This is a genomic window from Paraglaciecola aestuariivivens, assembly GCF_052983255.1.
In genome coordinates, this window is sequence record NZ_JBRKBA010000005.1 from 196,537 (window position 1) to 222,908 (window position 26,372).

Sequence of the window (26,372 nt, forward strand, 5' to 3'; positions counted from 1 at the left end):
ATGACCAAACAAACTATCAATTTAGCTTGGCGTTTGTTTAAACACGAAACTAAGCGCGGTGAGTTAACTATTATTTTACTGGCCATAATATTGTCTGTGGCTTCTGTATTGTCTTTGTCTTTATTTAGCGAAAGGTTAAAAACCGCTCTGACCGAGAAAAGCGCAGAGTTTATCGCTGCTGATAGAGTGTTAGATGCTAATCGCCCGGTTGATCAAGCATGGATCCTCAAAGCCCAAGAGTTAGGCTTAAATACTGCGCATCAAACCTATGCGCGCTCTATGGCTTTTGCTAATCAGCAAATGGACTTAGTTGATCTACGTGCTGCTGGCCAAGGTTACCCGCTTAAGGGCAAGGTGAAAGTGGCTGAGCAACCCTTTGCTCAAGGCCAGCCAACCGAACTCTTACCTAGTTCAGGAGAAGCTTGGATTGAGTCGCAATTATTTCAAACCTTAGCCATTGAAATAGGCGATAAAATTGAATTAGGTGATGCCAGTTTTGTGGTTAGCAAAGTGCTAAGTGAAGTCCCAGACGCTGGCTTTAATGTATTTGGTGGCGATCCAAAGGTATTAATTTCAAAAGCCGATTTGGCCGCAACTAAGGTTGAAGGTCCAGGTAGTCGAATTTCTTATAGTTACTTTTTTACTGGTGAGCACAGTGCACTAGAAGAGTACTATGCTTGGCTTAAACCGCAGTTAGACAGAGAAATTCATGACTGGGACTCTATTGAAGATGAAGAGTCTGGCATTGGTCGCGCGGTAGGCAGGGCCGGAAAATACTTTTTACTCGCTAGTCTACTGGCCATAGTGTTAGCGGCTGTGTCTATTGCGGTAGCAGCGCAAAGGTATAGTCAAAGGCACTATGATCCTGTCGCTATTATGAAAACCTTAGGGGCACCTAAAGCTATGGTGCAACAGGTATATTTATTACAAATACTTTTTATTACCGCGTTAGGAATCTTGGTTGGAAGTGTATTAGGTTTTGTTATTCAGCATTTGGTAGCTACTGCCATTGCCGAAAAAGTTGAAGTCTCACTCAATGTTTGGCATTGGCGGCCACTACTTATTGCCATCTTTACCGGTACTATTTGTGCCGTATTATTTTCTCTATATCCATTATTAAAATTGTTTTCAGTCTCGCCTTTACGGGTGTTACGTCGTGATTTAGGCGCAAATTTAAGCTCTAGAGTAATTCAATTTGTGGCCTCGGGAGGCGCAATTTTTTTACTGATGTGGGCCTACAGTCAAAATCTTAAAGTAAGCGCGATTTTATTTTTCTCAGGCATAGTGTTGGTGCTGGGCTTATTGGTGGTGACTTTTGGCCTAATTTGGTTAGGGCGTAAGTTAGGACAAGGTAAAATGGGGCCTTGGCAGCTAGCCTGGGCCAGAATTCATCGTCGTGCCATGGACAACAGCGTACAGCTAATCAGTTTTGCCATCACTATTATGTTATTGCTGGTGGTGTTAGTGATGCGCAACGATATGGTGGCGCAGTGGCAAGCGCAGTTACCCCAAGGTACACCTAACTACTTTTTAGTAAATATCAGTCAAGAGCAACAACCTAAGCTACAGCAACATTTTCAGGAGAATAAGGTTGCTATAGATCGTTTTTATCCTGTGGTAAGAGGGCGTTTTGTTGCGATAAATGACGAAAAAGTGCGTACCGCTGTGAGTAAAGAAGATCCTGAAGAGCAAAATCAGGGAAGAAGTGGTTTAGGCAGAGAGGCCAACCTAACTTGGAGTACCAGTTTACAGCCTGGTAATTCAATCCTAGAAGGGCAGTGGTTTGATCTTGAAAGTACAGCTAGTGAAAGCCAAAAGCCTTACCAAGTGTCGATTGAAAAGGGCATAGCCGAGCGCTTAAAGTTGGCTATGGGTGACCAATTAACTTTTAATATTGGCAGTGAAATCGTAAATGTCACAGTGACCAGTATTCGGGATGTGAACTGGCAATCCATGCAGCCTAACTTTTTCTTTGTTATAGAACCAAGGGCTATGCAGAGTTATGTGCCTACTTATATTTCTAGTTTTAACTTAGCCAAAGGTCGCAAAAGCGAGATTACTCAATTAATGCAGCCTTTTGCTAATGTCACCCTAATAGATGTTGACGCGCGTATCGAGCAAATTCGTAGCATTATTTCGCAAGTGTCTATGGCCATTGAGTTTATTTTAGTCTTAGTGTTAGCTGCAGGGGCTTTGGTATTGATAGCACAAGTGCAAGCGAGTATGGATGAACGTCAACAAGAACTCGCTATATTGCGTACCTTAGGCGCTAAAGGCCGCATGATCCGCTTAAGTGTTATCTTTGAGTTTGTGATTATAGGTATAGTGGCAGGCGCCATGGCGGCAGTGGCAAATGAGCTCAGTTTGTATTTACTGCAGAGTCAAATATTTGAAATGCCTGCCAGTATTCATTGGCAATATTGGTTAATCGCACCTTTAGCCGGCGCTTTGGTAGTAGGGTTGTTAGGAGCATTAGGATGTTGGCGTTTACTATCGCTAAATACCAGTTTCTTGTTGCGCCAGATGGTGTAGAAAACGATTAAGGGCATAGTTAAACTATGCCCTTATCTACTACATATTAGTCAATTCGTTGTTGCGGTTATTTTTTACGTAAGCAATCAAAAACCCGGCCAAGATCAGGGAAAATAAACTGATACCCGCTTTCTTCTAAGCGTTTGGGTATGACTCTTTGTCCGTACAAAAATAAATCTGCCATTTCACCATACAGGGCACGCAACAAAAACTCTGGCATACGCATAAAGCAGGGGCGATTTAATGCGCCCGCCAACTCACGGCTAAACTCTAGGTTTGTCACTGGGTTTGGGGCGGTGAAATTATATATACCTGAGCATTCTTTATTTGCAATTAAATGGGTAATGCCACGTAACATATCTTCTAAATGGATCCAGGACATATATTGTTGTCCATCACCTAGTGGGCCGCCTAACCCCATTTTAAATGGAGGCAGCATTTTATGCAGAGCGCCTCCTCGTTTAGAAATCACTATGCCGGTTCGTATGATACATACTCGAGTTTGTTTAGATTGCGCACCTAAGGCAATGTATTCCCATTGTTTGCATAATCTGTGACTAAATTCCTCGTTAACCTCGGTAAAACTTTCATCAATAATTTGATCAGACTGACGACCATAATACCCCACAGCCGAACCGCTAATTAATACTTTAGGTGGGGCATCTCCAGCATTAATTAACGACACCACTTTTTCGGTAATAGACCAGCGGCTTTGTTGAATTTTTTGTTTTTGTTCTGGAGTCCATTTTTTATCGGCAATGGGCTCTCCAGCCAAGTTTATAACTACATCGTATTCATCTAGGTTTTCTAAATGCTCTAAGGTGGATAAAAAATGAATTTTATGCCCAAGAATTTGCTCGGCCATGGCCACGTTACGGGTAAAAACAGCGATGTCACATGGACGTAAAATTGGGATCAAATTTGAACCAATTAACCCAGAACCACCAGTGAGCAATATTTTCATAATAATCTCATTTAACCTGTGAGCGCGTTATCTTTATTACAAGACAAACACAAAGACACTGAATCTGCAAAACGTAGAGCATGGGGTTTGTCTACTTCGGCCTCAGCATAAGTGACCCAAGGATGTTCAGCAGCAATGGCCAATACATCGGCGGTCAGTTTTTCTAACAGTGAAAATCGATTATTTTCTACTAACTTAATGATGCGTTTGGTAATGGTTTTGTAATTAAGAGCATCATCCATGGCGTCTGTGTCTGTGGCTTGATCGGCTGGATAGTGAATCTTTACGTTTATCACTACGTCTTGCATGTTAGCAATCTCGTCATCATTAATACCTATATAGGTACGTAAGCGTAAATTTTTAATTCTAATAGTGGCGGGATTTAACTTCATACTCTTCCTGTTGTTATTCTTTTTAATCACAGCTACAAAATACTATATATATCTGCTAGTTTGCTCTCAAGATTTTCAATTAGCAAACTAATAAGAATTCCAATATGCAAATTCAACTTCAAGGTTCAGTCAAACTTTTGCTTATTATGGCAAGCATAGTGGTGATCTTGGCAGGAGTAAAAGCTGCCAGCGCCATTTTAGTGCCTTTTTTACTTTCGGTATTTATTGCCATGGCTTGCAGCCCCATTATTAATTGGGCCAATAAATATAAATTGCCGCGGGCTTTAGCAGTGGTACTGGTGATTTTAATGATGGTTATATTTGGCTTGATTATGGCGGGCTTAGTTGGCCAATCCATGAACGAGTTTAGCCAAAATATGCCTAAATATCGTGCCCAGTTAGTGCAAGAGTTTGCATGGGTGATAGGTCAATTGGATACTTTTAATATTAGTGTGGATAAACAACAGCTGCTGTCTTATCTCGATCCTGGCGCCGCCATGAATATGGCCACAAATTTGTTGAGCAGTTTAGGTGGGGTGTTAACCAACTTTCTGCTGATTATATTAATAGTGGTGTTTATGTTGTTTGAGGCCGAATCAGTTCCTAAAAAAATTCATATTGCGTTAGATGATCCCAGTATGAAAATGAAACAAATTGATAAGTTTTTGTTGTCAGTTAAAAACTATCTGGTGATCAAAACCTTAGTTAGCTTGGGTACTGGCTTGATAATAGGGGTGTGGCTATATGTACTAGGCGTAGATCACTTTTTGTTATGGGCAGTGTTGTCGTTTTTACTTAATTATATTCCTAACATAGGCTCGATTATTGCGGCTATCCCTGCGGTGTTATTGGCTTTTGTCCAATTAGGCCCAACAACGGCTGGATTAACTGCACTGGGCTTTGTGATCTCTAATACAGTGATGGGCAATGTGGTGGAGCCTAGGTATATGGGCAAAGGATTAGGCTTGTCTACCCTAGTGGTATTTTTATCTTTAATCTTTTGGGGTTGGTTGTTAGGCACTGTTGGCATGTTATTGTCAGTGCCATTAACCATGATTGTAAAAATAGCCTTAGAGTCAAGCCCAGACACCCATTGGATGGCATTATTACTAGCCAGTGAAGATGATGAGCCTCAGTTAGCTATAGAGCAAGCTGAAAATGCCCAGGCAGACAATACGCAAAATCAATGAGTTTTTATTTGAAATGTTTTGAGTACTTGGCCTAGTTATATTGTTAATTAACTAGGCCTATTTAATAAACGAATGCTTATTTAATAATAATTTAAAAATGTTAATTGGTTTGGGACCAATTTTTTAGTGGTATTTTTATTTTGCTGTCACTAAACCATTTTATTTTAAGTGGCTCGCCTGCGTCGGCGATGGTTTCAGTACTGACATCTTTTCCTGTGCCCATATTCACCTGTGCGCCAGTGTTTTTATTAACATTCAATACTAAGGCCAGACGGCTACCTTTGTTAATTAACTTGGCCATCAAAGTACTATTGATAATAGGCACTGAGGTTTTTTGATTAGGGGTAAGTAACTGGCGTTGACTCATGTCGTTGGCGTAGCTGGCACGGCTAATATAGCGGTTAAGTGCAAAGGTGCTGCCATCTGATTTTACTTCAAAAAGCTTAAAACCAATATCCACATCTTTTTTATTAATCGCCAAATTAAAGTACCCAGTAATAAATCCAGCTAGTTGCTGATCTTGAACAAAAGGTTGACTGATAAATACCAGCCCATTGGACTCGTTTAGTTTATCTTGAATAACTTGCCAATCTCGGACGTTGTGCTGGGTTGTTCTGTCGACTAAATCAATAGTTTGTAGAATAAACTCATGGGCATTTTGCGTTTTAGGAGTAAGGCGATAATACCCATCGTCTCCTACTTTACTGCCTAAACTAAAGGTTGTTGAAGAGTTGTTTAGCTCGCTTAACGACTTTGCATGTTGCCAGCTATTACTGTCCATCAGCTGATAATTGATTTTATCTTTTAACAAGGCCGGTTTAGCTTTGCCAAATAACAGGTGATCAAACCACTCAAAGGTCAGCTCTTGCGTATCTTTTTGTAATGCCACAGGGTCTAACTTGTAGTTGCTATGGTAGCTATCAGGAATCCCTTGTGCGGTGCGGTGATTGTAGGGGCCGATTAAAAAAGTGTGATCGGCGTTTTTGTTAAATAAAGTGTGCTGCTGAAAAAAATAGGCCGCCGAGATAGAAGCGTCAAAATAGCCTGTAATTGACAGCACCGGAATAGTGATAGATGCGTATTCGTGCTTATAGGGCAGCATAGCTTGATAATAGCTGTCGTAACTAGGGTGGCTGAGCCACTTTTGAAACCAAGGATTAGGTGTGCCTTCAATTTTATCTATCTGGTTAAATGCGCGACCACTGCTAAAAAGTTCTTCATAAGTGCTATGCCAATGTCGCCAGTCGCTGTATACCGAGTGATCCATGGTTTTGTTGTTTGTCACATGAAACGCCCACTGGTAATTAGGAGTGATAAAGATATTGTTTTCCACCGGCAAGCCAACAAAGGGATGGGCCGCTTCGTAGGGCACTATGGTTTTTAGCGCAGGATGGGCATATTTAGCTGCGGCCCACTGGGTAAAACCATTGTAGCTGCCACCATACATCACCACTCGTTCGTCACTAAAGGGCTGTTTAGCTACCCAATCGATGACGGCGTTAGCGTCTTTGCCGTCATGCTCCCATGGTACAATTTTATCTGGACTTTTGGCTTTGCCTCGCGTGTTTGCAGAAATGCCTATATAGCCATGCGCAGCGGCATGCATGGCCTGTTTTATTTCCCATTTTTGATCAGCATAAATAGTAAATTGCAAGGCACTGGGTCGAGGTTTTGAATCACCGCGTTTTCTTACTACTAGTGCCGAGATCTGTGCGCCATCTGGGGTGTTAATTAAGATATCGGTTTCTACTATGTAACGTTTATCTTCTTGTTGTTTTATCAGCGGTACCACAGCCGGCAATACCGCAGCATACACTCTGTACAGTTGATAATTTGACACCAACTGAATGGCTTGATCTAGATTCAATTTGGTATGCTGTTGGTAACCTTTAAACAGCTGTTGCATGTAGTCCTGACCCATAGGCAACGACCAACCCATTGTGGCGCTAACTTTATACAAATCTTCATCTGATAAGGTGACAAGCTCTTTAGCAAATAATCTTTCAACAAGCTCTTTGGACGGGGGCTGATGTTTAGCCAATTGCTGAGCATGAGTGAATAAAACATAGTGATAATAATTGCTAGGGTAAGTCAAAGAGTCTATTCGGCTTTGTAGCTTTTTATCTTGCTGCAATATGGAATAAAACGAAACAGCTTGCTGGGTGGTTAGCTTTTTGGTGTTTTGCATGGCTACTTGAGCAGCCAGGGTTTTTATTTGATTATGCAATATTGGCGTTGTTAATAAGTGAATAATATTGGTTTTATCAATGTTTTTTTCTACTAACAGCTCTGTTGGAGTATCAAACAGTTTAGACTCACTGGCTTGTAAAGCGTGGCTGTAGAGCAACAAGATGCTGCCTATAAAAGTTATAAATTTCATTTTATCTGTCCTTTGGTAGCGTTTTGATTACAGTTAGCAAAGTTAAAAGAAAACCTAATAAAACCAGTGATTAAACTGTGAAGAGTTGTGACTTTTGCTGACCAAGTTAGATAAATGTGATAATTTTCCGCTACTTAGCAGGTGTCAGAGTTTAAGATGCGTTGGAAAATAGCCACCTTTGTATTTTGTGAAAAACAACAAAGATTAAGTAATAAAGAGCAAGATATTCAGTTAGAGCCTTTGGTTGTGGAGTTGCTTGCGTATTTTTGCCAAAACCCCAATCAAATCGTCAGTCGCGATCAGTTAATTAACGACGTCTGGCAGGGGCGTTTTATTACCGACAATGCTGTCACTAAGGTGGTGACCAAATTACGCAAACATTTTGCTGATGATGCGAGGCAACCGCGTTTTATCGCTACTTATCCCAAAAAAGGCTATAAATTTATTGCTGATGTGAGTGAATGGCATGAACCACTAGATGACATTGAGCAAGAGATAATAGTAAAACCTTCAGAAAGCACTAAACCCAATCCACAAAGTCATGCACCAAAAGTTAGAAATCCACCTCAAAACAAATGGTTAGGCTGGGGCGTTTTTATCGCCTTAATTACGATCGGCCTAGCGGTTTGGCAGCATGCACCCTCAAGTCTATTACTCACACAAGTTAAAGCATTAACCCGCTCTGCTGGCAATGATGCCTGGCCGCAAATTTCGCTCGATAAAAAATACATGACTTATATGGTATTTAATCAACAAAGCATTCAATTGTGGGTTAAATCGTTAACAGACGAAAAACGAGTACAAATACAGCACAAAAATAGCCCAAATTTAGGGTATGGGCCAGCTGCCTATAATAGTGATGGTAGCCAGATAGTGTATTTGGCCGCCAGTCAAAATATTTGCCAATACTATATTCGTGATATCAATGGTCTAACCCTTGGTGAGCCTAAGCTTATTCATAATTGCCCAGCTGGTAGTTATGGCCGCATTAGTTTTACCCATGATGACAAAATGGTCGTTTACGCCGAGCGCGATAATTCCCCTTATTCCTTATTTGCGATGGATTTAACTACTGGGGCAAAACGCCGGCTCAATCAGCCTGAATTAGTTTTAGGTGGCAACAGTCAATTTGACCTGCACCCAACTGATAATAAGTTATTGATTTCGTCACCAGACAAGCAACAGTGGGAAGGTTATTACGCCTTAGATTTAGACACCGATGAACTAACCTTGCTGTTTAAGCAAGATGCCTATATTTGCTGCGGTATTTGGGATCATACTGGCACTCGAGTGGTGTTAATGGGCGAACATCCTGCTTATCAATTGGTAAGTTATGATTTAAACGGCAAAGACCAACAGTTGATATACTCTGGTAGCCAGCAATTACGCTCACCACTTAGGCATGTTAATGGCCAAGACTACTTATTTGTTTCTCGTTATAGCAATCAAAATGTGTTGTATTACGACTTTGCCAAACAAACAGAAAACACCTTAGTCAATACCTCAGTGGACGATAGATTGGCGGTGTATTCAGCCAAAGCTCGCAAAGTGGCTTATGTAGGGTTAAGTACAGGCAAAGAAGAAATATGGATAACTGATTTAACAAATGGCCAACCAAGCAAACTCACCAGCTTTCAGGATAGTCGACATATACTAGCGATGGCCTGGTCTCCCACTGGCGAATACCTTGCGGTGATGGGGTTAAATCAAATTTATTTAGTCAACAGTACAAGCGGTAAAGCTGAGTTATTAAAGATCCCACAAGTAGAAATTCGCGCAATGTCTTGGAAAAATGCCAAGCAGATCAGCTACAGCACTAAACAAAATAATCAATGGCAAGTTAATTATTATGATATTGACCAGCATAGCGTGAGTTACGAAAATACTAACTGGGCATTTATACAATATGCTGAAAACCCAGAAGATAGCCTTTGGCAAAATCAACGAGCAGAATTGTTTTATGGGGCTCAACCCGCAGTGACCCCACTCGGCCCAGTAACAAATAATGCCGAGGCTGCAAAGGGGCTTATGCTAGGGCGCCATTTTGCGATTAAAAAGCTTGCTGAAACTTGGGCGTGGCAAGTGTTTAGCGATGGAAAATATCAATTATACATACAAACCAGTGCTAACCAGCCAATCAAACAAGTTGCCAGCAGCCAATACACACACTTTGATTTGTTTGACCAAGGCCTGCTTTACCACAGATCAGAAAATGCTAGTGCTGATATCTTTAGCACTGTTAGTGGTAAAGATTAATTAGCTAATCGAATTTTAACTCTTATCATTAAACATGGCTTTCATTTGATTGGCAAAAGCGACAAATTTTTCCTTAATAGTGCGCTTAATTTTTATGTCTATGCCACCAAACAGCACTAATCCTTCAATGGTAATAGTAGGGGCTTGGCGTGAAGCGATAGAAGGTGTTGAGTTATCTAGCCCACCTAATACACAAAAAGCTTTTGAAACGACATTTACGTTTTCTGGCACATAAATGTCGTTGCCACCTAATAGGCATAATACTTTAATGGTGACATTAGGGGTGGTAAATATGGCGTCGGTAAAATCAATGTCGGCCCCACCTAACACTGTTAGCACGCGTATTTCTTTTGGTACTACCCATTGTCCACTACGATTTGAACCGCCTAACACATTAATTATAGTGTCGGTTTCTTGCGGGGCTTGCGCACTATTAGAAGACCCATAATTAACATTAAACTGACGCTCTTTTGCAGAATTTATTTGAGGTTCTTGGTTGGGTTCAAGATCCGCAACTAATTGCTGGATCTCTTTATGATTTTGGCTGGCCATTGCCGCATCTAAACGTCGTTCAAATGCCTCGCTACTAATTACCCCATGACTGTAGTTGTAAATTAAGGTGTCTATAACTTCTTCGCGAACTTGTTGTATCGGTCTATCTTCTAGGGTAACTGGCATGGCGAACCTCAGTTTTTATAATAATTTAGGGTTAGTGTAATGTACTTTTAACTAATGATGCAAAGATAAGCAGGTGCTGTGCCAGAATAAAAAGTATATATATTTCATGGAGTTAGGTTTTTAATGTGGAAAGCTAAATTGCAATAAGGTGATTTGTTAGTGGATTTAGCAATTAATTGAGTAAATACACAAAGTTAACTTGTAGTTAATTTAGCCAAGGGAAAGCTCAACAGCACTTTTGCCCCACCTAATTCACTTTGCGAAATATCTAACTGGCCTAAGTAGGCCGATACCAGATCGGCTACCACCGCCATGCCAATACCTTGACCTTCTTGGTAGCTATCTAAGCGCACGCCTCGAGCTAATAACTGCTGACGTTTGTCTTTGGGGATCCCCGGCCCATCATCTTCGACTATTAACTTTAAGTTAAGGGAGTCAGACTTTACCTTTAAGCTAACTTCAGTTCTGGCCGCTTTGCAGGCGTTATCTAACAGATTGCCTAAGATTTCCATAAGATCGGTTTTATCGCCGTTAAAAGTCTGCTGCTGTTTGTCAAAATAAGCCTCAATGCTTAAGTGTTTATCTGCATGGACTTTTTGCATGGCATTGACCAGCTGTTCCACTAAGGGTTGTATTAAAACCTTTTGCTCAAAGCCACTATTGGCTCCCGCTACAGCACGTTTGAGTTGACGTTGAATTTGTTGATCTATTTGGCTAATAGGGGCTTTAGCTTGTTCGGGTAATCCAGCTGTTCCAGCTAATACCGACAGCGGAGTTTTTAAACTATGTGCTAAATCACTTAGACTATTTTTATAGCGGCTACGTTGCTGCTGTTCGGTATCCAGAAGGTGATTAATACTGCCTTTAAGTTTTTCTAATTCAGGTGGAAAACTCTGCTCAATTCGTTCTATTTGACCGCTTTCGGCTAAGCGAATTTGTTGATTTAAGCGACTCAATGGCCATAATGCGGCGTTTAAACTCACTAATAACAATACTAATAACAGTACTGCAATCAGCCCTAGCCACTTCCAAAGAGTAGCGGCAAATTTTTGTTTTTCTTGGTTAAATACTTGTTTGTCTTGCAGAATAACAAAGCTGACAGCTTGAAAACCTTGAGGGGCTTCAAATTCTGCAGTATAGGCATATAAAAAATATGACTGCTCTAAGGGAAAGTCTTCAATAAAGGCCTCTTGGCCAATGTCTGGGGTTGAAAAGTGCAGGTTTGCTTGCCAATTTAATGCCGATAAGGATTGCCATAAAATAGCTTGTTTGTTTTGAATAAAAGCATAAAGGCCAGAATCAGGCATATTAAATTGATCATTGTAGAGGAGTTCTGGCATCTCGGCCTCTAAGCCATCTTCAGATAATTCGAATTCAGAAATTAAACTTAAACTTTGCACCCTAAGTTGTTGCAACATAGACTGACTTAAACTGCTATTAAAGGCTTGCTCTAGGGTGACAGCAGTAAGAGGAATAAAAATAATAAGGGTAAGCAAGGCCGCGGCAAAAGCGCGAATTCTTAGGGATAATTTACCCACTAGTTTTGGCCTAAGTGGTTTGGGTTAAAGAGCACGATTAATTCTATAACCACGGCCTCTTAAGGTTTCTATAGGGTTTAGCTTGCCTTCAGGGTCGATTTTTTTGCGTAGTCTACCTACAAATACTTCAATCACATTACTGTCTAAATCAAAGTCTTGGTCGTAAATGTGCTCGGTTAGTTCGGTTTTTGAAACAATTTTCTGCGGATTGAGTAACAAGTATTCTAATACTTTATATTCGTAAGCAGTGAGGTCGATATATTGGCCATCAACAGTGACCTCTTCACTTAGCGTGTCTAGGCGAATAGGGCCTTTTTCTATGGTTGGGTGAGCTTTACCGGCGGCACGGCGGATCAGTGCATTGATGCGAGCCAATAATTCTTCATTGTGAAAAGGTTTGCTTAGGTAGTCGTCGGCTCCCGCATCTAACCCTTCGACTTTTTCTTGCCATCTATCGCGGGCGGTTAAAATAATAATCGGGCAGGTTACTTCATGTTTACGGGCTTTTTGGATCACTTCAAAGCCATCCATTTTGGGTAAACCAATATCTATTATGGCTAAATCATAATTGTGCTCTTTTAATAAAAACAACGCTTTTTGCCCATCATCGGCTAAATCCACACTATAGCCGTTGTTTTGTAACAGTATATCTAGCTGAGTAAGTAAGCGGCTATCGTCTTCAACAATTAAAATGCGCATGATTAATGTCCTAGTCCTTTTTCTTTTTTTGACTGACTTTTCCTGATTTTTTATCCACATCAACCGAAATTACACGGCCAGACTTTTGCAGCACTTTCACCCTATATTTACTGCGGTTTTGATCCACTTTTAACACTCGGCCATTAACCTTTTGTTGGGCTTTTTTGGCTGCCTCAGACTTTGATTTTGGAGCTTGAGGTGCATTTTGCGCAAAGCTTGGCTTGGCGCAGCATAAAAGCGCGCAAACACTCAATATACAAAATGTCATCAAAGCTTTAGATTTCAAGGTGTTGCTCATATAAGGTGCGATATAAAGTCCTAGTCTACCTCATTCATCAATTGACTTAAAAGCAAATGATGATGCTGCTATCGGGCGATTGTTGGTGATTTTTAAGTCTTTAAAAACCACAGACTAAGATTATCAATTTGCGGCTGAATTCTAGCTGAATCTAAAATCTAGCAACTAAAAAGTTAAGCTTGATAACGAGAAAGCACTAAGTCTGCGGTTTCTGTGGCTAATTCAGTGCACTGTTGATCGGATAGTGGTGGTTCAAAACGTAATATTTGTGGCCAAAAAGCTTGGCCTTTAATTAAAGATACAATTTGTTCGTTAGCTTTTAACGGATCTAAATCGTTAAATTTACCTGCTGCATTGGCGTCTTTTAACCAGCGAATAAGGGCGGTATCTTGCTCAAAAAATTCGTGCATGTGTGTTCTAAATTCATCTGGACTAAAAAAGGTGTAATTGATTGCTACTCGCACTAACTCAAAAAAATCTTGATTTTGGCTGACTCTAATTTCGTTTAAGACTAGTTCAATCAATTGTTGTTTTAGCGGTTTAGTGTCAGTAAAAACAACTTCGTAACCCACCACGGTTTTAGACCAAATATCCTTAATGATATGGGTAACCAAAATTTCTTTGCTTTCAAAGTGATTATAAACAGTACGTTTTGAAACTTTGGCAATCTCAGCAATTTTATCCATGCTGGTGTCGCCCACCCCAAATTGTTTAAAGGCGAGTTGCGCGCCTTGTAAAATTGCCGCTCGCTTTATATCACTTCGAGTTTGTTTTGGTTTTGTCATGCTGAGTCTCTGTCAATCAGTAAAATTATTTTACACTGATCAGTTTACTTTTCAATTAAATCAAATAAACTATACCGTGTAGTTTACTTTTGGTGGTGTTATGCAATCAAATTTTGTCTTTACACAAGCCGGAATTTTGAATTGCTCTTAATCGCAAATGAAAAGGTAAGTGTGCTTACTTCATCATTTGGCGAAAATAAAAGGATGGTGCCACCTTTACTAAGTAACAAATGCTGAGAGTCTGTGCTGCCCAAGGCTGGTAGTCAGCAATCTGAATTCAATTAAAGTTAACCAATTTACAGTCAACACCTAAGGCGCAATCTAAAAAACATGAATAATACAATGTTAAACAAGCTAGCAAAAATACCTGACAATACTGTCCTAACTTTGTTTTTATTGGCTGGGCTGATCAGTTTGAGCGCTTGTACACAAGAGTCAGAGCAGCAAGTTATGCCGTCTAAGGTACAAGCAGTGAAATTAGTGGAAGTGACAGATTCTCCAAATTCCACTATTTATACTTTTCCTGCTCAGGTATCGGCGGTAAAAACCGTGGATGTGAGCTTTGAAGTAAAAGGCAGATTGCTTAGTAATAATTTGCAAACTGGCACTTTAGTTAAGCAGGGTGATGTTTTAGCTAAGTTAGATCCCACGCCTTTTAATCAATCAGTTCAAGAAGCCAAAGCCAGGCTTTTACAGGCAAAACGAAATTTAGACAGAATTTTAGCCACCTATGAAAAAAACTTGGTATCACAAAGTGAAATGGACAGCGCTAAAACCGCTTACGAGTTGGCTGAAATTGCCTTACAAAGAGCTGAACAAGATTTAAGTTACACCATTTTGCATTCGCCATTTGATGCGCAAATTTCTGAACGACTGGTCGACAATAATAGTTATGTTACCGCAGGGCAAATTATCGCTCGAGTGCAAGATATTTCACGTTATTATTTTATTATCAATGTGTCTGAACGTATTGTAAGTGGCCATAAAACCGGCTCACCTATTTCTGCCAGTGCGGTAATCATTAGTGCGCCTAATAAACAATTTGAGCTCAAATATATAGAGCATGACACTCAACCCGATCCTATTACCCAAACCTATAAAGTGGTGTTTGCGGCCGAGTCAACTTCTGGCAATTTAACCCCAGGCGCTAGAGCGATAGTTAAAGTGGCTGTAGGTTCTGACACTAAAAAAGCTGGGCTTTTAGTGCCTTTTACTGCTTTGGTTGGCAATAATCAACAAGGGTTTCATGTTTGGCGATTTAATCCGCGCAATAGCCAAGTTGAAGCTGTAGATGTCAAGGTTGAGCATATTCAAGACAATTATGCCTTAGTTTTAGGAAACTTAGTGCTAGGGGATCAAGTGGTTGCTGCTGGGGCAAACAAAATGCGTGCAGGCATGCTAGTTCAAGCTTATCAGGTGGAGCGCTAAAATGGATATCGCGCGCTACTCAATCAGTAAGCCGGTTAATGTTTGGTTGCTGGTCATAGTGTTATTAATTGGTGGATTGTTAGGGCTACAAAATATTGGTCGATTAGAAGACCCTGCTTTTACCATTAAACAGGTTCAGGTTGTCACTCAATATCCAGGAGCGGCGGCACAAAAAGTTGAACGTGAGATAACTGAACCGCTAGAAATTGCCCTACAGCAAATGCCACAACTCTATCGACTCGAATCTATCTCAAAACCTGGGGTATCTGAAATAACTGTTGAAGTAAAACCACAGATTGATTCAGATAAACTTCCTCAGGTATGGGATGAGCTAAGAAAGCGTCTAGCTGATGCCGCTAAAAGTTTGCCTATAGGCGCGCAACAACCCACAGTTTATGACGACTTTGGAGATGTGTATGGCATGTATTATGCCTTAACGGCAGAAGATTTTAGTCCTCAAGAACTGCGCGAATTTGCACGCATCATAAGGCGTGAACTATTAGTTACTGAAGGGGTGGCCAAAGTACAAGTAACAGGGGTGTTGCAAGAACAGCTGGTGGCTTATATTAATCCTTATCAGCTGTCAGGCTTGGGCATTTCATTTCCAGATCTAACTAATTTATTAGCCGAAAACTTGCAGCCTTTTAATGGTGGACGAGTGCAAATAGATGGACGCAAAGTTCGGCTCAATATAGATAATGCCAGTGACCGAATTGAAGAATTATATAATCTCACCTTAGTGGTTCCTGGCACTACCCGGGCAATTAAAATTAGAGATATCGCTGAGCTAAAATTCGAACCTGTAGATATCCAGCAAGTATTAGTTAGATACCAAGGTAAAGATGCCATTACCTTAGCGGTGTCTGCCATCAACGATGTGAATATAGTTAACGTGGGTAAATTAGTGAATGCCAAAGTAGCAGAGCTCTTAACTGAGTTACCTGCAGGTATTACGTTAACCCCCATTTATGATCAAGCTAATTTAGTAGATCAATCTGTACAAGGTTTTATAGATAACCTTATTTTGTCGGTGTTTGTAGTCACATTAACCCTTTGCATATTTATGGGGTGGCGCAGTGGCATAGTAGTGGGGTCGGTATTATTGATAACCGTCTTAGGTACAGTGCTGATCATGTGGTTAATTGGCCTACAACTAGAACGCATTTCATTAGGGGCAATGGTAATTGCCATGGGCATGTTAGTAGATAATGCCATAGTCGTTGCCGAAGGCATGATGCTGCGTATGAAGCAGGGCAAGTCTGCCACTCAGGCCGCCAGTTTTATAGTTAAACGCACGCAGTGGCCATTATTAGGCGCCACAGTGATTGGTATTGCCGCATTTTCTGGCATAGGTCTGTCTGATGATGCAACAGGCGAGTTTTTGTTTTCGCTATTTGCCGTGGTGTTAGTGTCGTTGCTGTTAAGTTGGCTATTAGCTGTCACTGTGGTGCCATTATTTGGTAAATATTTTTATAAAGTGGGCGAACAAGACACCGAGCAGTCTTCGCATAATCGTTTTTATCGAGGCTATTTAGCCAGTTTACAATTTGCCTTAAGGTTTAGATGGTTAACATTAGCTGGGCTGTTTGCTATCACTATTTTAGCTTATGCTAGTTTTGGCTTAGTTAAACAAGGCTTTTTTCCACCTTCTAATGCCCCTATGTTTATGCTGCACTATTGGGGTGTACAAGGACAAGACATAAGAGCCACAGCAAAAGTCGCAAGTCGTGCCGAGCAACTGATTTTACAACAGCAAGAAGTGGCTGCTGTGACCAGTTATATTGGTCAAGGTGCAGACAGGTTTACTCTAACCTATGCCCCGCAACAACCAAATGAAAGCTATGGATTATTTTTAATTAAAACCCACAGCAGAGAGCAAATTCCAGTTCTGATTGAGAAGTTAAAAGGTCAAATTGGCGCACTTGATTTAAATGCTAATTTTTACTTCGAGCGTATGCAGTTTGGCCCAGGTGGCGGCGCAAAATTGGCAGCACGATTTTCTGGTAGCAATATTGATACCCTCAGAAAATTAGCGGATCAAGCCCAAGAGGTCATGTTAAACGATGGCAAAATTACCGATATTCGACATAACTGGCGTGGTAAAGGGCTAGTTTTAAATACCCATTATGATGACTTTAGTGCAGGTATAGCGGGCGTTTCTAGAACAGATTTTAGTCAGACGATTCAATATGCTAGCAATGGACTTACCTTAGGCAGTTTAGTTGATGGCGATTATAGTTATGCCATCAAAGCCAAAATGGCCATATCACCCGATTCCGAAATAAAAGCCCTAGAAAATAGTCAGGTGTGGAGTTCTTCTGAACGTAAATATGTTCCTTTTAATCAAATTTCCAAAGGTGTGGAGTTGGTTAATGAAGAAACCCAGATCCATCGTCGCAATAGAATGCGCACTATAACGGTTTATGCTGAGCCAGGACCTGAAGAAACAGCAGGTACTGCTTTTACTAGGTTACGTCCAAAGCTTGAAGCAATTCAACTGCCAGATGGCTACAAGTTAGAGTGGGGAGGGGAGTTCGAAGCCTCAGAAGATGCTCAAAAAGCCTTAGGCAGCGGTTTACCCTTGGGCTTTTTAGTGATGTTTTTAGTGTCAGTTTTATTATTTGGTAAAGTTCGACAACCTTTAATTATTTGGTTAACTGTACCTATGGCGGTAGTAGGAGTAGTAACAGGCTTACTTTTGACCGATATGCCATTTGGCTTTATGTCTTTGTTAGGATTTTTAAGCCTATTTGGCATGCTGATCAAAAACGCCATAGTGTTAATTGAAGAGATAGATTTACAAATACAGGAAGGGCAAGCCAAAAGCCTAGCCATAGTCTCAGCTAGTACCAGTCGTTTACGACCAGTGGCTTTAGCTGCCATCACGACAATATTAGGTATGGCACCTTTATTAACCGACCCATTTTTTGCCGATATGTCTGTCACTATTATGGGCGGGTTAGCATTTGCCACTATTTTGACCCTTATCGCGGTGCCAGTCATGTACAGTTTATTTTTTGCGGTTAGTTATAAAAATAATCAATTAAAAGATGGATCTGTTAAGGGGTAAAGTTTAAGAACAGGCGCTAACTTAGCGCCTTTTTTAATTTTAACTATTAGTGTAAGGATTTTCACAATACACATAAAAGCTATCTTTGGGTTTGTTGGTATAAATGTGAATGCTTAATGGCGTGTGACTAAGCTGTTTCCACATGTTTTTATGCAAAGAAGATGGACACATAATTTGCTCTAAATAGGCTTTTTGCACTTCTGTTGCCATTTCAAGTGGTGCGGGGATCTTAATATAAGCATTAACCTCTCCGCCTTGGCTTTTGGCCCCTTTGTAGTGCCAGTCTCCTAAAACAAACTTTTCATAAAAAGCCGCATTCACTACTTTTAAAGTGTTGTCGGACACATCGTCAGTTATGCTTAATAGGGCACTTGGCTCTTCGGTTGAGCTCACTGCATTGCTTTGTATACAGGCGCTAAAACCGTAGACAAAAAAAACAGTCCAAACTAACGTTATGGGTTTAATTTGGGCAAAACTTTTAAACCATTGCATTTATCACCTCAAGCTCACTTAATTCACCTCAGGGAGGTTATCGGCAGCTTGTGCAAAATCTGTACAGTTGCAGCTGGGGTAGAGTAAAAATAAAAAGTTAGCTAAGCCTTAATGGGGTTAAAAATCTACTTTTTTACGTAGTGCTTTAGTGCGGCCTGATTTTACTTTACTGTCTAGGCGTTTAATTTGAGAGCTTCTGGTGGGTTTGGTCGCACGGCGTGCTTTTTGTAACTTGCCTGTTTCTATAAGAATGTCGCTTAATCTTTCTAAGGCATCTTGTTTATTTTTTTCTTGAGTTCGATGGCTTTGCGCTTTAATAATCAAAATGCCTTCTTGGGTCACTCTTTTGTCTTTACCCGAGAGTAATTTTTGTTTTACGTACTCTGGGATAGCGGCAGATTGCACATCAAAACGCAAATGAATGGCACTCGAAACCTTATTGACGTTTTGACCGCCCGCGCCTTGAGCGCGCATGGCGCTCATTTCTATGGCTGGCATTAAACTGTCGAGATCAGGGGTATAACTCATTTAAGGCAGAACTTTAATATAGGGTTTAACTGTAACTTGTTTAAATACCCCTGCCAAAGTGTAGGGGTCTTGCTCGGCCCACTGTTGAGCGGCCGCTAAGCTGTCAAACTCGGCGATAATGAGCGAGCCTGTAAAGCCAGCTTCGCTTGGCTCTGGACTATCGATAGCCGGGTTAGGGCCGGCTACTAATATTCGACCTTGATCAACCAAAGTTTGTATCCGCTCTAGGTGAGCCGCGCGAGTTTGTTTGCGTAGAGGCAAACTGTTTTCTATGTCTTCGCAGTAAATGCTATACCACATATGGGATCCTTAAATGCTTATTGCTTACTTTTGGGTAGCCGCTTTCATTTTACCAACAAAGGCTTGTAGCTTGTCTAACATCACCTTAGGTTGATCTAGGTTTTCGGCTATGATGTTAACCGTGGCCGAGCCTGAAATCGCTCCTGCTGCACCAGCTTGAATGGCTTCTTTAACCTGCTCTGGTGTAGAAATGCCAAAGCCAAGTAAAGGCGGCGCTACTTTGTATTGGGTCAGTTTATCAATTAATGCACTGGCTGGGATAGTCACTGCAGTTTCGGCACCTGTTACTCCTGCACGACCCAGTAAATAAGTATAACCTTGCGACTTTTTGCCAATTTGTGCCAAGGTTTCATCACTGGCATTAGGTGGGGCAATTAAGATTTGTTTGATGCCTGTTTGCTCTGCTATGGCAATAAAACGATCGGCTTCACGTAATGGCACATCAGCTATAAGAATAGAATCGACTCCGGCTTGTGCGGCATCTTGATAAAAGCTTTGTAAACCACGTTTTAGCACTAGGTTGCTGTATAACAGCAAGCCAATTGGCACACTAGGGTGGGCTTCGCGTACTTGGCGTATGATCTCAAAACAATGATCGGTTTTTATTTTATTGCTTAACGCGCGAATACTGGCTTTTTGAATGGTTGGGCCATCGGCAATAGGATCTGAATAAGGAAAACCTAATTCCAGCGCATCGGCACCACCGGCCACTAAGGCCTTAATAATGTCTACTGAGGTGTTGATATCTGGATCGCCCACCATCACAAAAGGTACAAAGGCCCCTTGTTTTTTGGCCGCGAGTTGTTCAAACATAGCGCTATAGCGATCGGCATGAGTTGTTGTCATTATTTGTCTCCTAGAATGCTATGTACGTGAGCTAAATCTTTATCTCCACGACCCGATAAATTCACCACTATTATTGTGTCGTCTTCTGCCTCATCAGCCATATTTAGTCCATGGGCTAAAGCGTGAGAGGACTCTAAGGCTGGAATAATGCCTTCTTTACGCGACAATATTTGAAAGGCATTGAGGGCTTCTTCGTCGGTAATAGAGACATATTCAGCACGACCTAATTCATGTAAATAAGCGTGTTGTGGACCCACAGCAGGGTAATCTAAACCGGCAGACACAGAGTAGGACTCTTCAATTTGGCCGTCTTCATCTTGCATAATGTAACTGTAAGCGCCATGCAATATGCCTTTGGTGCCTTTACCTATAGCGGCACCATGCTCAGCTGTGTGTACGCCTTTGCCAGCGGGCTCAACCCCAACTAGCTTGACACTTGGCTCGTCAATAAAGTCAGCAAACATGCCAATGGCGTTTGAGCCACCGCCGACACAGGCTACCACTGCATCTGGTAAGCGCCCTTCTTTTTCTAATATCTGTGCGCGGGTTTCTTCACCTATCATGCGATGAAACTCGCGTACTATAGTAGGGAAAGGGTGAGGCCCTGCCGCCGTTCCTAATAAATAATGGGCTTTGTCGTAACTCGCAGACCAATCACGCATGGCTTCGTTAACCGCATCTTTTAAGGTGCCAGAGCCAGCATTAACAGGGATCACTTCTGCTCCCATTAAACGCATTCTAAATACGTTAGGGGCTTGGCGCTCTACATCTTTAGCGCCCATGTAAATACGGGCCTTTAAACCTAATAATGCACAGGCAAGTGCGGTGGCAACACCATGTTGACCCGCCCCGGTTTCGGCTATCACTTCGGTTTTACCCATGCGCTTAGTTAACAAAGCTTGGCCTAATACCTGATTGGTTTTATGCGCGCCACCATGTAGCAAATCTTCACGTTTTAGGTAGAGTTTTACTTTAGGATTACTGACTAAATTACGGGTCAAGGTCATTGCAGTTGGACGCCCTGCATAGTCGTGCAATAGGCTCATAAACTCAGCTTGAAACTCAGGATCTTGTTGCGCGTCGATAAAGGCCTGCTCTAGCTGGTCGAGGGCTGGGATCAGTAGCTCGGGTACATACATACCACCAAAGTCACCAAATTTACTGTCTAGATTGTTCATCTGTTACTCCAAAAAATTGTAGGCTGCGAGTGGCTTTAATACTCTCTAAGCTTGGCAAACGCCTGATTGATCTTTGCTTGTTGTTTTATACCCGGCGCACTTTCAAGCCCAGAATTTAAATCTAACATTGCCATATTTTGAGCGGCGGCCTGCTTAACGTTATCTGGATCTATGCCGCCGGCTAAAATTAAGTTAGATTTATCTTTAATCTCATCCAATAATTGCCAGTTAAAACTTTGTCCTGTGCCTCCAGACTCTTTTCCAACTTGGCAGTCTAATAAAAAATAATCCACATTCGCTTCGTTTAAACTAGGTAAGGCTTGTTGCACCCCTTTAGCCAACCAAATTTGGCAAGTGTTAGGTAGTTTTTCTCTAAGTGCATCGATATAAGCTTGGTCGACCTTTGAGTGCAATTGCACTGACGCTAATCCTAGCTGGTAAGCATAGTCAATGACCTGCTCAATAGGCGCATCTACAAATATGCCAACATAATTAAAAGGTACCGCAGTCATGATTTGTTTGGCTTGTTCTAAAGTGACAAAGCGTTTAGATTTTTGCGCAAAAATTAAGCCGGCAAAACTAGCAGGGCTGTCTTTCACCTGCTGCGCACCTGTTAGGGTAGTGGTGCCACATATTTTAACTTTACCGTAGACTAATTGTTTGGCCGCTAGGGTAATATCATCTTCGGCCATTAACGAGCTACCCACTAAAAATCCTTGGACTAAAGGCGCCAGTCTGCGTACATCTTGATGGGTATAAATACCCGATTCAGAAATGATCACATGGGGGTGTTTAGCCTGTTGTTTGATTAATGGGACTAAACGCTCTGTGGTTGCTAAGTCGGTACTTAAGTCACGTAAATTACGATTATTTATGCCTATAATTTTGGCTTTAAGCTGGCAAGCTCTAATCACTTCTTCTTCGTTACTGACTTCGGTTAACACATCAAGTTGAAATTGTTCGGCAAGCGCAGCTAATTCGCGATAGCTTTCATCATCTAATACCGACAACATTAACAGTACGGCGTCGGCTTGGTAATAACGGGCCAAATAAATTTGATAGGGGTCGATAAAAAAGTCTTTATTAATAACCGGCTGAGTAACCCGGCTACGTACATACTCTAAATATTCGAATTTTCCCTGAAAGTATTTTTCGTCGGTTAACACTGAAATACAGGCAGCATAGGGTTGGTAAGCTTGAATAATGTAGTCGAGGTCAAAGTTTTCTCGAATTAAGCCTTTTGATGGAGACGCTTTTTTACACTCTAAAATAAAGCCCGCTTGAGGCTGAGCTAGCGCCTCATAAAAACTGCGCTCAGATAGGCTTAATTGGTGTTTAAAATCAGCTAAGGGAAAACTTTTTTTACGTTGCGCAATTTCTTGCTGTTTATCTAGGACGATTTTTTCTAAAACATTTGGCATAAGGGTATAGGCGTCCTTTATGAATTTTGACTAATGGCAGCAGCTTGTAAAATAGTGGCCAAGGGTTTTTGCTCGGACATGGCATTTAATGCCATTTCAGCCCCCGCTTGGTAACTATTCACTTTGCCACATAATTTAAGTAACGCGCCAGTATTCATGGCAACGGCTGCTTGATGTGCTGCTTGACCTTGCCTTGTTAACACGGCCTCGATTAAACCTTTGTTTTCTTCGGGCAGCCCCCCTTTAATGGCATCTAAAGGATAATTTTCAAGGCCAAAGTCTGCAGGTGATAGGGTTTCTTGAGTTAGCTGGTCGCCATCTACTGTCACCACTTGGGTTTCGCCGTGTAAAGCAAACTCATCTAAACCACTGCCATGCACCACTAAGGCTTTTTGATAGCCAAGGCGTTGCAAAGTTTGGGCAAAAGGCAGCAGCAGAGATGGAGCATAGACGCCAATCACTATATGCGAAGGGCGGGCAGGGTTCACTAAAGGCCCTAGCAAGTTAAAGATAGTGCGGGTTTTTAATTGGGTACGAACCTGCATGGCATGTCGAATACCCGCATGATAAATGGGGGCAAACAAAAAGCACAAATTGGCTTGGTCTAAACATTGTTTTGCGGTTTTGGGGGCCATATTTAGGTCTAACCCAAAGGCCTTAAATAAATCTGCTGAGCCAGATTGACTGGAGACACTGCGGTTGCCATGTTTGGCTACTTTTAGCCCACAACTGGCTGCAACTATTGCCGATGCAGAAGAAATGTTGATGGTGTTATGACCGTCGCCCCCTGTACCCACTATATCGGCAAATTCATAATCGGGGCGAGGGAAAGCCTCAGCATTGGCAATTAAGGCCGCAGCTGCGCCAGCGATTTCGGCTGGTTGTTCACCTTTAATTTTTAATGCGGTTAATAAAGCGGCAAGCTCAATGTCTTCAACTTGGCCAGTCACAATTTTTGAAAATACTTCCTTGGCCTGATCTTGAGTTAAGTCTGTGCCGTGATAAAGCTGTTCTAGAATGGAATGGGTCATAATGTTAGGCCTTATCTTGAGTTAAAAATTCAATGCTCTGCATTAATAGTTGGCTGCCATTTGCAGTTAAAATAGATTCTGGGTGAAATTGAAACCCCAGCATCTTGTGTTCTAGATGCGCAACCGCCATAGGGATCTGATCAACCTCAGCTAGCACTTCCAGTTGTTCTGGCATAGCACTGGCCATCAACGAATGATAACGAGCAACAGGCAAAGGGTGGGGCAAGTTAGCAAACATTTTGTCTTTACAATGATTAATTAACGAAGACTTGCCATGCATGACCTGATTAGCACGAATGATTTGTCCTCCATAAGATTCCACTATTGCCTGATGGCCTAAACAAATACCTAAAACTGGAAATTGGCCTTTGACTAGCTCTAATAGAGTGAGCATTGACCCTGCCTGTGAAGGATTCCCTGGGCCTGGCGAAAGCATCAATAATACTTGTACTGCTTGGCCGTTTTTATCGGTTTTTTGTGCTTTAAGTTGCATCTTTTCTAGGATGGTCTCGGCTGCCACACTATTGCGATACACCACTAACTCTAAGCCTAAAGTACGTAATTCATCCACTAGGTTGTAGGTAAAAGAGTCAAAATTATCCAGTAAAAATACACAGACAGATGGCTGGCTGTGGCCAGTAGCAAGCCTCATGATTGGTCTCCTTGCGCTACAGAGCTACTAATAATGGCATTGATGACCGCTTGGGCTTTGCCTCGGGTTTCATCGGCTTCGGCTTGAGGATCTGAGTCAAATACCACTCCGGCGCCAGCTTGCACATAAGCCCGGTAGTTTTTAACAAAAGCCGAACGTATAACAATGCAGCTATCCATATCACCTTGGCTATTTAAATACCCTACAGCTCCCCCATAACTACCACGTCTTTGTTGTTCAACCTGACGGATCAGAGTGGCTGCACTCACTTTGGGTGCGCCTACTAAAGTGCCCATGTTCATACAGGCTTGATAAGCATGTAAGGCATCAAGATCATCCCTTAATTGCCCAACCACTCGCGAGACTAAGTGCATGACATGTGAATATCTATCTACTTTTAATAAATCGGTGACATAACGACTACCAGGTTGGCAAACTTTGGCGACATCATTGCGCGCCAAATCAACTAGCATGATGTGCTCAGCACGCTCCTTTTGATCTTCTTGCAAATTAAGCTCTAAGCGACAGTCTAAGTCTAAATCTATGCTGCCATCTGGGCGTTTGCCTCGGGGGCGAGTGCCGGCTATGGGGTAAATTTCTACTTGGTTACTGTGTTTGGTGTATTTAAGCGCCGATTCGGGTGAAGCCCCAAACATGCAAAAGTCCTGATCTTGTAAGAAAAACATATAAGGGCTAGGGTTTTGCTGTTTTAACGCTCGGTAAGCATCGTGGGGATGCTGGCAAGGCAAACTAAAAGTACGTGAGGGGACAACTTGGAAAATGTCACCGCTTAATATGTGCTCTTTTAACTGTTGTACATCTTGTTTGTAGGCTTGATCTGATTTGTTGACTTGCACATCTTTAGCACTAAGTGGGGTTTTAGCCGATTGTGCTATAGGTTTAATTGTGCTTAATTTATGTTTTATTTGTTCTAGTCTTTGGCTTAAAGCAAAATAATTATTGCCAACATTTTTACCACTAAACACACTACCTATAACCTGACTAGTTTGGGTTTGATGGTCGATGACGACTAAGGTTTCGGCTAAATAAAACACAAAGTCAGGGCAGGTGTTTTCGCTGTCGCTTACATCAGGCAAAGATTCAAAGCTGGCTAATAAGTCGTAAGCAAAAGCCCCCCCTAAAAACACTGCATGTGGATGCTGTCGAATGGCGGTAATTTTTTGGGTAATTAACCTTAACGCATCAAACACTGCCGGGGCTTTTAAACGGCTATCTTCATCTAAGTTGGGGTCGCTTGCTGGAAAAGTTAAACTGACTGTACCACTTTGCGCATCATATTGATGGTCTACTCCTTCGGGACAAAAGGCATCAAACATAGGTAAAACTGCGTGGCCGTTTTCGGTTAGTGCTTGGCAAGTAACAGTTTGTCCATGGCATTCTAACTTAATGGCCGCATCCACTAATAGCAGACTTTTTAAGTTGTCTTTACTGTCTATTTCGGCCGACTCTAACAATAAATTGTTGGCTTTGCCGTGGCACAAATATTGGTAAGCGTGCAAAGGGTCGGGCACATAATCGGCTTCTACTATTAAGGTTTCGACTTTGCCAAACTGCTCGGTTAATTGGGCTAAACTCATTTTTTTATGTCTCTAATCACAGTTAGTTTTTGAGCAGGCGTAAAAAAGCCCGCATGAATACGGGCTTTTTTGGAAATTTATGTGCAACAACACAAACACTCACAGCCCGTTATTTC

Annotated in this window: 22 protein-coding genes; 5 read left to right on the forward strand and 17 right to left on the reverse strand. The window is 41.6% G+C overall.

Annotation, left to right across the window (positions count from 1 at the left end; translation table 11 throughout):
• The gene (locus ACVCDT_RS09585; protein ID WP_447132546.1) at positions 1–2,532 is read left to right on the forward strand and encodes an ABC transporter permease; all 2,532 of its coding nucleotides are present in this window, start codon (positions 1–3) and stop codon (positions 2,530–2,532) included.
• A gap of 67 nt (positions 2,533–2,599) precedes the next feature.
• Here ACVCDT_RS09585 and ACVCDT_RS09590 read toward each other — a convergent pair whose 3' ends face one another.
• Together ACVCDT_RS09590 and folX are read right to left on the reverse strand one after the other, a co-directional pair.
• Positions 2,600–3,496 (reverse strand): TIGR01777 family oxidoreductase, encoded by an 897-nt coding sequence (locus ACVCDT_RS09590; RefSeq protein WP_447132547.1) that lies wholly within the window; start codon positions 3,494–3,496, stop codon positions 2,600–2,602.
• A gap of 11 nt (positions 3,497–3,507) precedes the next feature.
• Complete coding sequence (gene folX, locus ACVCDT_RS09595; RefSeq protein WP_447132548.1) at positions 3,508–3,888, reverse strand: dihydroneopterin triphosphate 2'-epimerase; 381 nt, start codon at positions 3,886–3,888, stop codon at positions 3,508–3,510.
• A 104-nt stretch (positions 3,889–3,992) separates the two neighbouring features.
• Here folX and ACVCDT_RS09600 point away from each other — a divergent pair, with 104 nt between their 5' ends.
• Entirely contained in the window at positions 3,993–5,078 is a 1,086-nt protein-coding gene (locus ACVCDT_RS09600; protein ID WP_447132549.1) for an AI-2E family transporter, read from the forward strand.
• Positions 5,079–5,178: 100 nt separating this feature from the next.
• On the opposite strand, the gene ACVCDT_RS09605 is transcribed toward ACVCDT_RS09600, so the two are convergent.
• Positions 5,179–7,458 carry a CocE/NonD family hydrolase gene (locus tag ACVCDT_RS09605; RefSeq protein ID WP_447132550.1) on the reverse strand — a complete coding sequence of 760 codons (2,280 nt, stop codon included), beginning with the start codon at positions 7,456–7,458 and terminating at the stop codon, positions 5,179–5,181.
• A gap of 156 nt (positions 7,459–7,614) precedes the next feature.
• Between ACVCDT_RS09605 and ACVCDT_RS09610 the strand changes: the two genes are divergently transcribed.
• Complete coding sequence (locus ACVCDT_RS09610; RefSeq protein ID WP_447132551.1) at positions 7,615–9,714, forward strand: winged helix-turn-helix domain-containing protein; 2,100 nt, start codon at positions 7,615–7,617, stop codon at positions 9,712–9,714.
• Positions 9,715–9,729: 15 nt separating this feature from the next.
• Here the strand turns inward: ACVCDT_RS09610 and ACVCDT_RS09615 are convergent, their stop codons facing one another.
• The 5 genes from ACVCDT_RS09615 to ACVCDT_RS09635 all read right to left on the reverse strand — a co-directional run bounded on the left by ACVCDT_RS09615 (position 9,730) and on the right by ACVCDT_RS09635 (position 13,712).
• Positions 9,730–10,392, reverse strand: a complete 663-nt coding sequence (locus tag ACVCDT_RS09615) for a DUF1707 domain-containing protein (protein WP_447132552.1) — start codon at positions 10,390–10,392, stop codon at positions 9,730–9,732.
• A 194-nt stretch (positions 10,393–10,586) separates the two neighbouring features.
• Complete coding sequence (locus ACVCDT_RS09620; RefSeq protein ID WP_447132553.1) at positions 10,587–11,930, reverse strand: ATP-binding protein; 1,344 nt, start codon at positions 11,928–11,930, stop codon at positions 10,587–10,589.
• 24 nt (positions 11,931–11,954) lie between these two features.
• Positions 11,955–12,629 (reverse strand): response regulator transcription factor, encoded by a 675-nt coding sequence (locus ACVCDT_RS09625; RefSeq protein WP_447132554.1) that lies wholly within the window; start codon positions 12,627–12,629, stop codon positions 11,955–11,957.
• Positions 12,630–12,639: 10 nt separating this feature from the next.
• Positions 12,640–12,915: a PepSY domain-containing protein gene (locus ACVCDT_RS09630; protein ID WP_447132555.1), complete on the reverse strand. Its 276-nt coding sequence runs from the start codon at positions 12,913–12,915 to the stop codon at positions 12,640–12,642.
• Positions 12,916–13,100: 185 nt separating this feature from the next.
• Positions 13,101–13,712, reverse strand: coding sequence for a TetR/AcrR family transcriptional regulator (locus ACVCDT_RS09635; RefSeq protein ID WP_447132556.1), 612 nt, complete (start codon positions 13,710–13,712; stop codon positions 13,101–13,103).
• A 330-nt stretch (positions 13,713–14,042) separates the two neighbouring features.
• Here ACVCDT_RS09635 and ACVCDT_RS09640 point away from each other — a divergent pair, with 330 nt between their 5' ends.
• Positions 14,043–15,140, forward strand: a complete 1,098-nt coding sequence (locus tag ACVCDT_RS09640) for an efflux RND transporter periplasmic adaptor subunit (protein ID WP_447132557.1) — start codon at positions 14,043–14,045, stop codon at positions 15,138–15,140.
• Position 15,141: 1 nt separating this feature from the next.
• Complete coding sequence (locus ACVCDT_RS09645; RefSeq protein ID WP_447132558.1) at positions 15,142–18,210, forward strand: efflux RND transporter permease subunit; 3,069 nt, start codon at positions 15,142–15,144, stop codon at positions 18,208–18,210.
• A gap of 39 nt (positions 18,211–18,249) precedes the next feature.
• On the opposite strand, the gene ACVCDT_RS09650 is transcribed toward ACVCDT_RS09645, so the two are convergent.
• From ACVCDT_RS09650 to ACVCDT_RS09690, 9 genes are all read right to left on the reverse strand, one after another.
• Positions 18,250–18,702 (reverse strand): hypothetical protein, encoded by a 453-nt coding sequence (locus ACVCDT_RS09650; RefSeq protein ID WP_447132559.1) that lies wholly within the window; start codon positions 18,700–18,702, stop codon positions 18,250–18,252.
• A gap of 117 nt (positions 18,703–18,819) precedes the next feature.
• Positions 18,820–19,230 carry an alternative ribosome rescue aminoacyl-tRNA hydrolase ArfB gene (gene arfB / locus ACVCDT_RS09655; protein WP_447132560.1) on the reverse strand — a complete coding sequence of 137 codons (411 nt, stop codon included), beginning with the start codon at positions 19,228–19,230 and terminating at the stop codon, positions 18,820–18,822.
• Entirely contained in the window at positions 19,231–19,530 is a 300-nt protein-coding gene (locus tag ACVCDT_RS09660) for a YciI family protein (protein WP_447132561.1), read from the reverse strand.
• A gap of 24 nt (positions 19,531–19,554) precedes the next feature.
• Complete coding sequence (gene trpA, locus ACVCDT_RS09665; protein WP_447132562.1) at positions 19,555–20,376, reverse strand: tryptophan synthase subunit alpha; 822 nt, start codon at positions 20,374–20,376, stop codon at positions 19,555–19,557.
• Positions 20,376–21,554: a tryptophan synthase subunit beta gene (trpB, locus tag ACVCDT_RS09670; RefSeq protein WP_447132563.1), complete on the reverse strand. Its 1,179-nt coding sequence runs from the start codon at positions 21,552–21,554 to the stop codon at positions 20,376–20,378. Before trpB ends, trpA begins: the two co-directional genes overlap by 1 nt.
• A gap of 35 nt (positions 21,555–21,589) precedes the next feature.
• Positions 21,590–22,975 carry a bifunctional indole-3-glycerol-phosphate synthase TrpC/phosphoribosylanthranilate isomerase TrpF gene (trpCF, locus tag ACVCDT_RS09675; protein WP_447132564.1) on the reverse strand — a complete coding sequence of 462 codons (1,386 nt, stop codon included), beginning with the start codon at positions 22,973–22,975 and terminating at the stop codon, positions 21,590–21,592.
• Between the two features lie 17 nt (positions 22,976–22,992).
• Positions 22,993–24,006, reverse strand: a complete 1,014-nt coding sequence (gene trpD / locus ACVCDT_RS09680) for an anthranilate phosphoribosyltransferase (RefSeq protein ID WP_447132565.1) — start codon at positions 24,004–24,006, stop codon at positions 22,993–22,995.
• Between the two features lie 4 nt (positions 24,007–24,010).
• On the reverse strand, positions 24,011–24,658 hold the full coding sequence (locus ACVCDT_RS09685) for an aminodeoxychorismate/anthranilate synthase component II (RefSeq protein WP_447132566.1): 648 nt from the start codon (positions 24,656–24,658) through the stop codon (positions 24,011–24,013).
• Positions 24,655–26,256 carry an anthranilate synthase component 1 gene (locus tag ACVCDT_RS09690; protein ID WP_447132567.1) on the reverse strand — a complete coding sequence of 534 codons (1,602 nt, stop codon included), beginning with the start codon at positions 26,254–26,256 and terminating at the stop codon, positions 24,655–24,657. The genes ACVCDT_RS09685 and ACVCDT_RS09690 overlap by 4 nt, the downstream gene beginning before the upstream one ends.
• Positions 26,257–26,372 lie beyond the last annotated feature (116 nt).